Source organism: Chryseobacterium paridis (genome assembly GCF_016595215.1).
GTDB lineage: Bacteria > Bacteroidota > Bacteroidia > Flavobacteriales > Weeksellaceae > Chryseobacterium > Chryseobacterium paridis.
In genome coordinates this window covers 2,284,685-2,298,446 of record NZ_JAENHK010000010.1, presented here as the reverse complement: position 1 = coordinate 2,298,446, position 13,762 = coordinate 2,284,685, and the positions used below count along the sequence as shown (strand labels likewise).

The window sequence follows — 13,762 nt, the reverse complement described above, 5'->3', positions numbered from 1 at the left end:
TTAAACTTCAGATACTTTTTATTTGCTTACATTTGGCAGAAACCCATATTTTGTTAATAATGTTAGCAACAGTTTTTATTTATGATAGTTTAAAAATCTCATAATAATGCCTGTTAAATATAGAATAAACTCAATTTCATTCCTATTTACATTGTCAGAATGTTTAGCATTATTATTTTGGAATTTATTATAATAATCTGTCACAGTAATAAAAAGATTTGATACTTCATTGGAAACATTGTTTTCTTTTAAATAGTTACCTAAACTATTCTTTTGGTTTTCTAGACTTTTTTGATTATTAAACTTTTCTTTTAGTAATAATTCTAATGATAATCTTAAATTATCAACAACATTTCTCTCCTTTCCAATTACATCAATTTCATGTAAACTCTTTTTAAAAAGCTCATAGCTTTTTGGATATTCTTGTAACCAATCCAAATTATCATCTACAAGTTTTTTGTCAAGTAGTTTTGCACCTAATGGATAGAAAATTATTTCATCCTCATTTATTTTTATTTGTAAGGGTACAGAACTAATTTGAATTGAATCTTCAATATCGGAGATGAATTTCTTTTTCTTTGCAATTGGTACTTTTTTCATCCAAGAAATTGCTTCGATTCCAAGTAATATCTTTTTTAAATTATCTTGATGTTTTAAAAATTGATATGTTGAACTATCTCCAATTGTCTTATCAAACATGTTATCAAAGCTCATATAACCTGATGTTTTCGTTCTATGAACTCCTATAATTTCATAAAATTCATCTTCAATTTCAGATTTAGATAAAAATTCATAGCCAAGGTGTTTTTCATAAGCATTTAAAACACGATTTTTAAATTCTTGCCATTTTTCATCTTCTGAAATATCAATTTTCCATCTTTTATAAAAACCTTTTAATTTAATATCAACTTCATTACTATTATTTTTTGCCATATTAGGTTATATTATTGTAGCTAATATCCAATTTATGTATTAATCAATATATTATTATATACAACTGTGCTAAATGTTATTTTTATTTTAGCTATCTACTTATTAGTCATTAAATATAAAATATAAATATACTATTTCCTTATGGAAAACCATAAAACAAAAAAACCGCTCCACAAAAAAGCAGAACGGTTTATATATTAATTGCCTCGGTCGCTGACCGTTACATCATTCCTGGCATTCCACCTCCCATTGGCATAGCTGGTTCGTCTTTTTTCACTTCAGTGATTACACATTCAGTAGTAAGAAGCATTCCAGATACAGAAGCTGCATTTTCAAGAGCAACTCTTGTTACTTTCGTAGGGTCGATAATTCCTGCTTCAAGCATGTTTACATACTCGTCAGTTTTAGCGTTGTATCCGAAGTCTCCAGAACCTTCTGCAACTTTAGCAACGATCACAGAACCTTCACCTCCTGCGTTAGCAACGATTTGTCTTAATGGTTCTTCGATCGCTCTTTTTACGATTTTGATCCCTGTATTCTCGTCAGAGTTAACTCCTGTAAGATTGTCTAAAGCAGAGATTGCTCTCACTAAAGCAACACCACCACCTGCAACGATACCTTCTTCAACTGCTGCTCTTGTAGCGTGAAGTGCATCATCTACTCTGTCTTTCTTCTCTTTCATTTCAACTTCAGAAGCTGCCCCTACATAAAGTACAGCAACACCACCTGCTAATTTAGCTAATCTCTCCTGTAGTTTTTCTCTGTCGTAATCAGAAGTAGTAGTTTCCATCTGAGCTTTGATCTGGTTTACTCTACCTTTGATCTTGCTTTCTTCACCACCACCGTTTACGATCGTTGTATTGTCTTTATCGATTGTTACTTTCTCAGCAGTTCCAAGCATATCTAAAGAAATGTTTTCCATAGTGAAACCTTGTTCTTCAGAAATTACCTGTCCACCTGTTAAGATCGCGATATCTTCTAACATTGCTTTTCTTCTGTCACCAAATCCTGGAGCTTTTACAGCAGCAATTTTAAGAGAACCTCTTAATTTGTTTACTACTAAAGTTGCTAAAGCTTCTCCTTCCACTTCTTCAGAAATAATTAATAAAGACTTTCCTCCTTGTGCGATTGGCTCAAGAACCGGAAGCAATTCTTTCATTGAAGAGATTTTCTTCTCCACTAAAAGGATATAAGGGTTTTCTACTTCAGCTAACATTTTCTCAGGGTTAGTCACGAAGTAAGGAGACTGGTATCCTCTGTCAAACTGCATACCTTCTACAACATCTACTGTTGTATCGATACCTTTAGCTTCTTCTACAGTGATTACTCCTTCTTTACCTACTTTTCCGAAAGCTTCGGCGATCAAAGATCCGATTGTTTCGTCGTTGTTAGCAGAAACTGAAGCTACTTGCTTCACCATTTCTGTAGAATCTCCAACAGTTTTAGATTGAGACTGTAGACTAGCAACAACAGCTGTTACTGCCTTGTCAATACCTCTTTTTAAATCCATTGGGTTAGCACCTGCAGCTACGTTCTTAAGACCTTCTCTTACGATAGCCTGTGCTAAAACAGTAGCGGTAGTTGTACCATCTCCTGCAATATCATTAGTTTTGGAAGCAACTTCTTTTACCATTTGCGCTCCCATATTTTCTACTCTGTCTTCAAGTTCGATTTCTTTTGCTACAGAAACACCATCTTTAGTTACGTGTGGAGCCCCGAAAGATTTTTCGATTACTACATTTCTACCTTTTGGTCCTAAAGTTACCTTTACCGCATTTGCTAATGCATCAACTCCTCTCTTTAGAGCGTCTCTTGATTCAATATCGAATTTTATTTCTTTTGCCATTTTTTTAAGCTTTTGGCGACTGGCTTTTAGCTCTTAGCTTTAACGAGTCGCAAGTTTATTTTAAATTTTTAATTTACTTTTAGCTTGTTCCATAATGCAACGAGCTTCTTTTTTAATAGTATTAATTCTTCTAAAAGATTTTGATAATCAATTTCATTAATGTAACCTAAATCTTTAGCAAGAATGAGTTGGTTTTCGGCTTCATTGGACGATCCTAAGGCAATATTGATAAAATTAGCAAATTCTTTATCTGAATTTCTACCACTTCCTTCTGAAATATTATATCCAATTGAAGCAAATGATCTTCTGATTTGAGAGGTGATTCCAAAAACTTCTTCTTTAGGAAATTTTTTGGTTGAAGAATAAATTTTTAAAGTTAATTGGTGGCTTAATTGCCAAACTTCAAATTTTCTAAAATCTCTCATATACTAATTTCTATGCAGAAACGCCATTAGCCAAAAGCCATTAGCTAGAAGCTTACCCGATAATTCCCAGTAAATCTCCCTCCTTTACAATTAAGTAATCTTTTCCTTCTAATTTTAATTCAGAACCTGAATATTTTCCGTAAAGAACTTTGTCACCTGCCTTAACAGTTGTTGGCTCATCTTTTTTCCCAGGACCTACTGCTACTACTGTACCTTCTTGTGGTTTTTCTTTTGCAGTGTCCGGAATAATAATACCTGAAGCTGTTTTAGTTTCTGCAGCGATTGGTTCGATCAAAACTCTATCTGCTAATGGTTTAAAGTTTACTGACATAATATATCTGTTTTTTAATTATTTCTGCTTTCAATTTCCCTAAATGTGTGCCAAATGAAGTTCAGGGTAGATACTTGGTGGATGGTGGTTAAAAATGGCAGAGTTTTGTTTTTCGTGTGAAATTTTGGCAGACCGATAAAAAACAGAGCCGGAAAAATCCGGCTCGTTTTTAATTGTATGGTTCGTTATACTATGGACAATGTTGTCCTGGACCGATCCATAATGTACATTTTCCGTTGTTGTCACGTTCGCAACAAACGATTGCGGCAGCAGCTCCTCCCTGAATGGATTTTTGAGCTTCTCTGCCTAATAATTTTGCATTTTTCATAAGTTAATATTTGTTACTCCTAAACATTTAAAGTCAATCAGGATTTTTGACTATACGTTTATCGAGTAAACAAGTATTGTTTTTTTTGGTTCTCTAATATAAGTAATTTTCTCTTTACACAAGAAAAAAAATAAATACAATGAATTGGCACCCTGTGGATTATACTGCTTGTGACCTGCCGGGTTTGTACTGTGCAAAAGCAGGGATACTACTGCTGAATTTGCGGCTGCATTGCTTCACCTTTGTCAGACCAAACCATAATTTAAAAAAAATGGAAAAATTAAAAAAAATCTTTAAAGGTGTTCCAGCCGACTCACCAATTCCCAGAGAATTATTACTGGAACATGAGAATCCGCTCCCAAGTAAAGTATTAGATCGGAACCTTTTTATAACGGATGCTGCCAAAAGTTTTAGATTAACTGAAAAGGTAAAAAATACCACTAAAATTTCCGTATCAAAACTCAACAAAGAATTCAGTCAGCTAGATGAACTTTCTCCTTTTGATTGGGGAATTCCTGGCAAGACAGAAGAGATCATTTCTAAAGATAGCCTTCAAACTAAAATTAAAGCTCAGAAAATAAAAGTGACCACAGCTGAAGCTTTAGTGCCGGAAACCCATATTCTGGGGCTGCATCCTAAAGTTGTTTTTCCGAATACGAAATCTGCTAAGAGAAATCGTCTGAACAGGTTGGTTACGAAAAGTGCCAATCACACAACAATTTTCGGGAATGATGATAGGGTGAATATTTATCCCAACACCTATCCGGAATGTTGTGTTTGCAGGGTGGAAGTATATACTAAATTAACCAGTACATCATCCTGGAATTATCAGGGCAGGGGAACGGGTTTTATGGTAGGTCGAAAAATTCTGATGACATCTGGCCACATGAGACCTCAGAAGCCTTATGCATCATGGATGATCAAAGTAATTCCAGCTTATTATGATGGACGATCCATTTATGGAAATTCATTTTATACCTACGGAGAAAGCTATATTGCGTACCAAAGTGATGTAGGAAATGATATGATGGTTGTAAAGCTATATGATAATATTGGAGATACAACCGGTTATTTCGGAGCCAAGAGTTATAATGACGACTGGGAAGATATGAACGTATGGACAATGACGGGTTATCCATACGATAAAGGGGAAAGCAGACCAACCTATCAAAGTAGTATCAGTGTTGTGGACGATGATGATGGAGATGATGTCAGATTACCGGATGGAAATACGGTAGACAGTACACAGATAGAATCTTATGCCGATGAAGCAAGTGGAGCATCCGGATCACCACTATACAGTTGGTTCTCGAATGGGCAGATGTATGCGATAGGAGTTCATCATGGTAATGAAACAGATTGGGAACTTTTCGGATCTGATCTTCATTCCGTAGCTTCAGGAGGAGATATGCTGCCTGCTCTTGTGATCTGGGCAAGAAATAATTGGGGGAATTAATACAATTCGCTGTGAAAAAATAAAACACAATTGATATAAAACGCTTTACTTTTGTAAGGCGTTTTTTTGATAATTAGGTACTTCTGGGTTTGTTTTCCCTGGTTGATTAATTTTCGAAATTACTGCTCCGGAAACTGCAATACCGATAAAATTGGTAACTGACCTAGCTTCATTCATAAAACGATCTACACTGTATAATAATGCCAGATCGGTCAAAGGTATTTTTCCAAATTTACTTAAAGTGAAAATCAATGCAAGGAAACCTGAACCGGGAACTCCGGAGGCTGTTTTTGAAGCCACCGAAATAATAATGAAAAGCCAGATGTAATCTTCTGTTTGTAAATGGATCTGATAAAACTGGATAAGAAACATACAGGACACCGAAAGGTAAATGCATGCTCCTGCAAGATTGAAATTGTAGCCAAGAGGAATAATAAAGCGAAGTATTTTTTTATTATATCCTTGTGTTTCTAATTTTTCAAAGATCATGGGAAAGGCAGTCTTCGAAGAAGAAGTAGCAATCACCAATAAAATTTCTTCTTTAATGCTTATGAGAAAATCCCAGATGTTTATTTTGAAAATATAGGTAAGGCCTCCCAGAATACCAAAAATAAAAACAATATCTGCAAGATACACGGTGGCGACCACTTTACTGAGGGGTAACAAAGTATGTATTCCATATAAGGAAATGCCATAAGCGATATTACAGAAAATAACAAATGGAAGAACAAGATAGAGGTATTTGATAAGTTTATAAAAAAGGTTTCTGCCATTATCCAAAACCTTAAGAAATTTATTTTTCCCTTGAAATAGATTGATAATAATTCCTATGGAAATAGATAATATAAGGAGAATAGTATAGTTGGTCGTGTATAAAGGATTTTTTGAATTGCCTATTCTCTGCATAAAATCTTCACGGAAGTTACTTGCTGCTGTCACTATTCCTGTGTTAGATCCCGGTTTTATAAGAAGACCAAAGCAAAAACCCAGGAGAATACTTACAGAAGTGACCAGTAAGAAATATAGGATCATCTGACCTACAATTCTAAAAGCATTTTTGATACTGAATATGTGACTTATTCCATAAATAATGGCAATGAAGATCACCGGAACAATAAGTGCTTCAAGCAAGATGAAAAAGTAGTGGCTTACAACCTGCAGCTTTTTACTTAGCTCAGGAAAATAATATCCCGTTAATGCCCCGCCGATAATGGCAGTGAACACATACAAGCTGAGATTTCTCAAATAACTGCCTGTGAACGTTTTTTGGTCAGAAAAAGGACTCATTTTAGATTGTTACAACAAAAATAAACTTATATTTCAATATTATGATCACTTTTATATGATCCCAAAGACAAGAGCTCCTATCAACATTACGATGGATGAACCAATTGCCCATTTTAAAGTAAACTTCAGGTGATCTGAAAATTCTACGCCTGCAAGGGAAACCAGTAAGTAGGTAGATGGAACGAGGGGGCTCAAAAGATGAGATGCCTGGCCTACCAGACTTGCACGTCCCAGAATTTCTGGAGTAATACCCAACTGTGCACCTGTCGCTGTTATGATAGGTAAGATCCCAAAATAATAAGCATCATTTGTTAAGAAAAATGTAAGGGGAACGCTGAATACCGCCGTAATGATATTCAAAGAACCACCCCAGCTTTTAGGAACTATTTCTATGATACTGTTTCCCATGGCCTGCATAATCCCTGAACCATTTAATATCCCCGTAAAAATTCCGGCTCCGAAAATCATCCCGGCCACAGATAATGCATTGCCGGCATGTTTAGACATTATTTTCTGCTGATCTTTTAATTTTGGATAATTGATAATGGAAGCCAGGCAGAAAGCAATCATAAAAGCAATACCTAACGGAACAATATCTAAAATCATAACCGTCAATAAAATAATTGTAAGGCCGAGATTGATCCAAATCAGTTTTGGGCGAAGAAGTTTAGGATCTACTTCACCATTAATGTCACTATTGCTATAGTTGATATATTTTCCATGTTTGGCAATACGTCTTTTTTCTTTTACCCCAAGAATATAAGCGACGAAGATGACCCAGCAAATACCTAAAACCATAATCGGAATCATCGGAACGAAAATTTCCGTATGTCCAAGTTTTAGAGAGCTCATCACTCTGGCTGTGGGACCTCCCCACGGAAGAATATTCATAATGCCTCCTGCCAACATAATAATGCAGGTAAGTACCAATGGATTCAATCCTTGTCTTTTATAAAGAGGAAGCATTGCTGCAACTACAATAATGTAAGTAGAAGAACCATCACCATCCAAAGAAACCAATGTAGTGAGAATAGCTGTTCCGATGGTTGTTTTAATGGGATTATCTCCAACAGCTTTTAATATAACATTCACCAGTGGCTCAAATAATCCTGTGTCTATCATTAAACTGAAATAGAGAATGGCAAAAATTAACATGACACCAGTAAGTGCTATTTCTTTTACCCCATTTTTCATCATATCTCCGAGCTCAGGGCCAAATCCCGCAAAAAGAGCAATAACTACAGGAACGATCACCAGAGCTGTAAGTGGTGTCATCTTTTTGTTCATGATAAGAACCATGAAGATGATGATCATCAGAAATCCAAGAAATGTTAACATAATGGTTTATTAAATTTTATAAGCGGTATTGGTTATTTATCTTTTTTTCTCCAGTCAAAAGTATTTCTAAAGCCTATGTATCCGTAATTGCTGGTTCTTCCGGGTGACAATTGATTGATAAAGGCAAGCTCGATGGCCGAGTTTTTCCCGGTCTTTATTCCTAGTCCGGCAGTGATCCGGTTACTGTCGAAAGTATCTTCTTTTTTAAGATTCATTCTTATTTCATTTTTCAGGATGCCATACAGTCTTTCCTTTTCACCTTTTTTATTGAAAGGAATTCTCATGGAGATCAGATAGCGAGCTCTTAATACGAATTCATCAGGGTTGTTGATAAATCGTTCCTCTATACGGAATCTGCTTGAAACAGATGTTCTGCCAATATTGTGATCTAAGGTTACCTGTTGAAAAGCTCTTTTTTCGTAACGTATTTTTTTGTTATCATCAGTCTGATAAGATTCCAGAATCAGAAACATCCCACCCGCTGCGGGTCTTACACCATTGGCTACTTCATAATCCAAATAGGCGTTTACAAGAAATAGTCTCGTGTCATATGCTAAATCGAAAGAACGATATTGGGTAAGTGCTGTTAATGTACTTTTGTCCGTTACTCTGGCAGTCATGATATATTGAAACCACATATTGTAGGTATCATTACTTTGTCCCTGATAAAAGTGTTGGAGCAGTAGTAGAAGAATAAAAATTAATTTTCTCTTAATTTTCATATAATATTTGGTTAACGTTGTTATGTCTCAAATATATTTATTAGAAATAGCGGGCTGTCAATTTTTCAATCAATGACATTTTTTATCAGTGAACTGCATTTTCCATTAAAAAGATATTATATTTGAAAACTTTCAAAACGGGACTTTTTTCATGTTTTTAGTTATAAATATTGTTTTTATATTGTTGATTATCAGGATTTTATTTAATGCTAAAATTCTGAAAGTCCTTATGGATTCCCGTTGGAAATTTTTGTTGAGGTTACAGCATGTTTTCTTCTTCTGTATCTTCATTTTGATCACTTATTTTACCGAAAACCACTTCCTTGATACCCCTGATCTGATTTGGAGTATCATTTTGAATGTTATTTTTAATATCGGAGTATACTATCTCGTCTATTATTATCTGGTTCCCTATTTTTATTTGTCTAACAAATACCCTGAGTTTATTCTGTACGCCCTGATCTGTTTTTTAGTCTCCAGTCTTTTCAGGATATTATGGGAACCTGCGATCTTTATCATGGATTTTAGTAGGGAAGGATTTTATATAGGTTTTTTATATAATGTATATATAGCGCAGGGAATCATTATTCTTGTTGCCTCCTTTTTAGGAATAACAAAAGATAAATTTTTGATAGAACAGAATGTTGTTGATCTTGGAGAGCAGAAAGAGCAGCTTTATCTTGATCTTTTAAAATCAAAAATGAATCCTCATTTTTTACTGAATACACTGAATAATATTTATGCAACCAGTTTTGTTTCGTCTGTACAGACATCGGATTCTATTTTGCAACTCAGTAAGCTTTTGCAGTATATCATTTATGATAGTGGTAGAGAAAAAATAAGTTTGGCGCAGGAGTTTTCCTCTATTCGTTCTCTTGGTTTACTATATCAGCTAAAATATGATAATCAATTAAATATTAGTTTTGATATTCATGATGATGAAACATTGGATATTATTGAAATTCCGCCTTCTATTTTTTTGACGCTTTTTGAAAATGCGTTGAAACATTCCGGAATTGGAATGGAAGTGGATAGCTTTATAGAAGTATCCTATGCTATTCAGGAAAGGGATATTTTCTTTGAAATAATCAATTCAATTCATAAAAAGAGACCTGCAGAAGATACCGGGTATAACGGTTTAGGAAATGAGGCAATCAATCAGATATTAGAAAAATACTATTTCGGAAAATATGTCTTTTCCTCTGAGGTGATTGAAAATAATACATATAAAACAACTTTAAAAATTAATCTGAATGGCTAATTTATCTGTAGTCAATGTAGATGATGAATATCCTGCATTGCAGCTTGTCAAACAATACTGTGCGCAGATAGAAAATATGGACCTTCAGGATTCTTTTCAGGAGGCAGATGTGGCATTGGAATATTTAAAAGAAAATAGGGTAGACCTTGTTATCCTGGATATTAATATGCCCGGAATTAATGGAGTGGAATTATTGCAGAAGTTACCTTATAAACCTTTATGTATTTTTATGACCCTGGAAACCCAGCATGCGGTAAAGGCTTTTGAACTGGATGTAGTACATTATCTTGTAAAACCTGTTGATTTTGAAACTTTTAAAAAAGCGATCAACAAGGCCAAGGATTTTTTACAGTTCAAAAACTCTTCGGAACTGGCAGAAAAAGAAGACTTTATCATGTTTAAATCCAATTATATCATGAATAAAGTTTTTCTTAAAGATATCATGTGGATACAAGGGTTTGGAGAGTATATTATTCTGGTTACACCTTTAAAAAAATATATGATCCTGGACAGAATGTCTAATTTTGAGGAAAAATTCAAGGACTTCGGATTTATCAGAGTTCATAAATCCTATATTGTTTTAACCTCTCATATAGATTCTTATGATGTGAAAAATGTTCACCTAAAGGGAGGTGATAAAATTCCATTAGGAAGGACTTACAAAACGATATTGAAAAACCATTTAGGTAGATAAAAAAGAAAACCGCTTAACAAGCGGTTTCTTTGTATTTAAATTTATTTCTTTCCTGCAACCTGCATTGGATTTAATTTTCCACTCGCTCCTCCTCTCACTGCATCATGTTTCTGTTTGAAAACCTGGAACTTTGATGTCTCCGCACTGCTTCCATCAGCACTCCAGAAATTGTTTGAAGTATCGATGTCGGCTGTTTCACGCATAGGATCCAGTTGAATGGATTTTAGTTTCTTATCAAAATAATAAGTCTTTGAAGCCTTTAGTTCATTCAGTCTCCAGATTTGTGCTGAAGATCTGTCATATAATTTAGTTCCGTCTTCAAAAGTAAACTCCAGGATGATAGGCATTACCAAACCTCCTTTGTTTACAAAATCAATTTGGTATCCCTGAATGTTTTTGAACTTTTCTTTATCCTTTTTATCAAGAGGCATATTGTTATCATTGGTAAGTGAATACTCTTTGGCATTGTCTACTTTTTCCTCGGCTCTGTCATAACGATAGTAGAAATCCTGAGCTTCCTTATCTTTATCTACATAAAAAGTAATATTCTTATCCTCTTTGTTTCTTATTTTCGAAACATCCTGGAATTCATTGACCAAAGCCTTATCCACTTTATATTTCACTTCCTTGTCTGCTGGAACAGCATCCAGGTCCGGGGTGGCAATGGTTACTTTATCAATGGCGATATCAACAGGGTCCGTTCCGTAGAACCATCCTCTCCAGAACCAGTCCAGGTCTTCCCCGCTGGCATCTTCCATTGTTCTGAAAAAGTCTGCAGGCTCAGGGTGTTTGAAAGCCCATCTTTTAGCATATGTTTTATAGGCTTTATCAAAAAGTTCTCTGCCCATAATTGTTTCACGAAGAATATTCAATCCTGTTGCTGGTTTTGAATAAGCATTAGGTCCAAACTGAACAATGTTTTCTGAATTACTCATAATCGGCTCCAATTGATCTTTTGGAAGTTTCATGTAATCTACAATTGTCCATGCCGGTCCACGTTTCGATGGGAATTTATTATCCCATCTTTCTTCAGTAAGATATTCTGTGAAAGTGTTTAATCCTTCATCCATCCATGTCCATTGTCTCTCATCCGAATTGATGATCATTGGGAAGAAATTATGGCCGACTTCATGAATAACAACGCCAATCATTCCATTTTTTATTCCCTCTGAATAGGTTCCATCTTTTTCCGTTCTTCCAAAATTAAAACAGATCATCGGGTATTCCATTCCATTGGCTGCCTCTACTGATTGAGCCACTGGGTAAGGGTAAGGAATCGTAAACTCTGAATAGGTTTTAATCGTATGTGCAACTGCTCTTGTGGAGAATTTTCTATATAACCCATAAGCTTCTTTTCCATAGAAGCTCATAGCCATTACTTTGTTATTGTTTTCAGGAATGACAACTCCCATTCCATCCCAGATAAATTTTCTGGATGAGGTCCAGGCGAAATCTCTTACATTATTGGCTTCGAATACCCAGGTTTTTCTTTGCTTTGATTTGCTTTTTTCTGCCTTTTTAGCTTCTTCTAGCGTTACAATTTCTACCGGTTCTGTTGAACTTTGTGCTTTCTTATATCGGGACAGTTGATCAGAAGATAAGACCTGTTCGTAATTTTTACATTCTCCTGTTCCGCCTACCACGTGATCAGAAGGAACATTCATAGAAACTTTAAAATTTCCAAATGCTAGGGCAAACTCACCTCTTCCTGTAAACTGATGATTTTGCCATCCATGAAAATCACTGTAAACACACATTCTCGGATACCATTGCGTCATTGTATACAGATCATTTCCATCTTCTGGAAAGTTTTCATAGCCCCCACGGCCTCCCATTTTAATTCTGTTGGTAATATTGTAATTCCAGTCTACTTTAAAAATAAACTGTTCACCCTTTTTAAGAGCTTTGGGTAAATCAATACGCATCATCGTTTTATTTACCGTATATTTTAATGGAGTTCCAGCTGCGTCAGTTACCTTTTCAAGATGAACACCATAGCCATTATCTTTTTCCGGAAGCTCTGAGATTTTTAACTTCTGGTCATTTAAAGCTTTAGGGAGTACTGACGAAGTAGGGTAGTCTGCTTTATTTACAGAAGACGCTTCGTTTTCATCAAGTTGTAACCATATGTAATCAAGGTCATCTGTTGAGTTATTATAATAAGTAATCGTTTCGGAACCCTTAAGGTTTCTTTTATCTTCATCCAGATAAGCTGAAATATTATAATCTGCCCTGTTTTGCCAGTAACCTTGTCCCGGAGATCCCGAGGCTGTCCTGTATATATTGGGAGTAGGTAAAATAGTTCCTAATTGTTCAAATTTATTTCCGTGATTACTCCCCGGATTATTTTGGATATTTTGTGCGGATACACCTACAAATGTGAATACAGAAAGTACGGTTACTTTTAGTTTCATGACAGAATGATTTAATAATTTCCAAATATACCAATAAGTAGTTGAAAATATATCAATCATCAAGGCTTAAAATGGAATTCTTTCTAAAGTCATTTTCAACGCTAATGCAAACACACCGGACGAGATGAATAATATCCAATCTTTTTTGTTGATCTTGAAGATGGTTAAAGCGATAAAAAGCAATATCAGAATGGCAAAAACAATAACGATCTGGCCCACTTCTAATCCAATATTAAATCCTAAAAGAGGAACAGCAATGCTTTGACTTTTGGCAATCATAACCCTTGCCGTATTGGCAAACCCCATTCCGTGGATTAATCCAAAAAACAGAGCAAGATAATAGTTCGTTTTATCAAGGGTCTGTTTTTTATTTTTCATGATCATATTACCCAATGCGGTAAGCACTATTGTTAACGGAATTAAAAACTCTACCCAATTGGAAGGTACCCTTACTATATCCAGTATGCTTAATGCCAGAGTGATAGAGTGACCTACAGTAAATGCAGTCACCAAAATCAGGATTTTCTTCAGGTCCTTATAGGAATAAACGGCAATTAAAGCTAAAACAAAAAGTTGGTGATCAAGCGCATCTAAAGATATAATATGTTCCCAACCAAGTTTTAAATAGAATAAAAAATCTTGCATTGTTTAATTTTGTTTATATGTTTTGTCTTTTAATGATTTTAAATTTATTTTATATTTAATAAATGTAATTATTGTTAATGTA

Annotated in this window: 13 protein-coding genes; 3 read left to right on the top strand and 10 right to left on the bottom strand. The window is 34.9% G+C overall.

Going from position 1 to position 13,762, the window contains the following annotated elements:
- Positions 1-75: 75 nt before the first annotated feature.
- The 5 genes from JHL15_RS19780 to JHL15_RS19760 all read right to left on the bottom strand — a co-directional run bounded on the left by JHL15_RS19780 (position 76) and on the right by JHL15_RS19760 (position 3,863).
- Entirely contained in the window at positions 76-933 is an 858-nt protein-coding gene (locus JHL15_RS19780) for a hypothetical protein (protein WP_200248619.1), read from the bottom strand.
- A 220-nt stretch (positions 934-1,153) separates the two neighbouring features.
- Positions 1,154-2,779: a chaperonin GroEL gene (gene groL, locus JHL15_RS19775; RefSeq protein WP_200248618.1), complete on the bottom strand. Its 1,626-nt coding sequence runs from the start codon at positions 2,777-2,779 to the stop codon at positions 1,154-1,156.
- A 68-nt stretch (positions 2,780-2,847) separates the two neighbouring features.
- Entirely contained in the window at positions 2,848-3,204 is a 357-nt protein-coding gene (locus tag JHL15_RS19770; protein ID WP_200248616.1) for a four helix bundle protein, read from the bottom strand.
- Positions 3,205-3,256: 52 nt separating this feature from the next.
- Positions 3,257-3,535, bottom strand: coding sequence for a co-chaperone GroES (locus tag JHL15_RS19765; RefSeq protein WP_200248614.1), 279 nt, complete (start codon positions 3,533-3,535; stop codon positions 3,257-3,259).
- Positions 3,536-3,725: 190 nt separating this feature from the next.
- Entirely contained in the window at positions 3,726-3,863 is a 138-nt protein-coding gene (locus JHL15_RS19760) for a hypothetical protein (RefSeq protein WP_200248612.1), read from the bottom strand.
- A 271-nt stretch (positions 3,864-4,134) separates the two neighbouring features.
- Between JHL15_RS19760 and JHL15_RS19755 the strand changes: the two genes are divergently transcribed.
- Positions 4,135-5,319, top strand: coding sequence for a trypsin-like serine peptidase (locus JHL15_RS19755; protein WP_200248610.1), 1,185 nt, complete (start codon positions 4,135-4,137; stop codon positions 5,317-5,319).
- Positions 5,320-5,364: 45 nt separating this feature from the next.
- On the opposite strand, the gene JHL15_RS19750 is transcribed toward JHL15_RS19755, so the two are convergent.
- The 3 genes from JHL15_RS19750 to JHL15_RS19740 are packed head-to-tail and all read right to left on the bottom strand — an operon-like array spanning position 5,365 to position 8,666.
- On the bottom strand, positions 5,365-6,606 hold the full coding sequence (locus tag JHL15_RS19750; protein ID WP_200248608.1) for a dicarboxylate/amino acid:cation symporter: 1,242 nt from the start codon (positions 6,604-6,606) through the stop codon (positions 5,365-5,367).
- Positions 6,607-6,657: 51 nt separating this feature from the next.
- Positions 6,658-7,944, bottom strand: a complete 1,287-nt coding sequence (locus tag JHL15_RS19745) for a CitMHS family transporter (RefSeq protein ID WP_200248605.1) — start codon at positions 7,942-7,944, stop codon at positions 6,658-6,660.
- A 32-nt stretch (positions 7,945-7,976) separates the two neighbouring features.
- Positions 7,977-8,666 carry a DUF2490 domain-containing protein gene (locus JHL15_RS19740; protein WP_200248602.1) on the bottom strand — a complete coding sequence of 230 codons (690 nt, stop codon included), beginning with the start codon at positions 8,664-8,666 and terminating at the stop codon, positions 7,977-7,979.
- 229 nt (positions 8,667-8,895) lie between these two features.
- Here JHL15_RS19740 and JHL15_RS19735 point away from each other — a divergent pair, with 229 nt between their 5' ends.
- Both JHL15_RS19735 and JHL15_RS19730 read left to right on the top strand, forming a co-directional pair.
- Positions 8,896-9,927, top strand: a complete 1,032-nt coding sequence (locus JHL15_RS19735; protein ID WP_200248598.1) for a sensor histidine kinase — start codon at positions 8,896-8,898, stop codon at positions 9,925-9,927.
- A complete protein-coding gene (locus JHL15_RS19730; RefSeq protein ID WP_200248596.1) occupies positions 9,920-10,621 on the top strand; it encodes a LytR/AlgR family response regulator transcription factor in 702 nt (233 codons plus the stop codon). The genes JHL15_RS19735 and JHL15_RS19730 overlap by 8 nt, the downstream gene beginning before the upstream one ends.
- Before the next feature lie 41 nt (positions 10,622-10,662).
- Here JHL15_RS19730 and JHL15_RS19725 read toward each other — a convergent pair whose 3' ends face one another.
- Positions 10,663-13,035 (bottom strand): M1 family metallopeptidase, encoded by a 2,373-nt coding sequence (locus tag JHL15_RS19725; RefSeq protein WP_200248593.1) that lies wholly within the window; start codon positions 13,033-13,035, stop codon positions 10,663-10,665.
- A gap of 66 nt (positions 13,036-13,101) precedes the next feature.
- On the bottom strand, positions 13,102-13,680 hold the full coding sequence (locus JHL15_RS19720; RefSeq protein ID WP_200248590.1) for a HupE/UreJ family protein: 579 nt from the start codon (positions 13,678-13,680) through the stop codon (positions 13,102-13,104).
- Between the last annotated feature and the right edge of the window lie 82 nt (positions 13,681-13,762).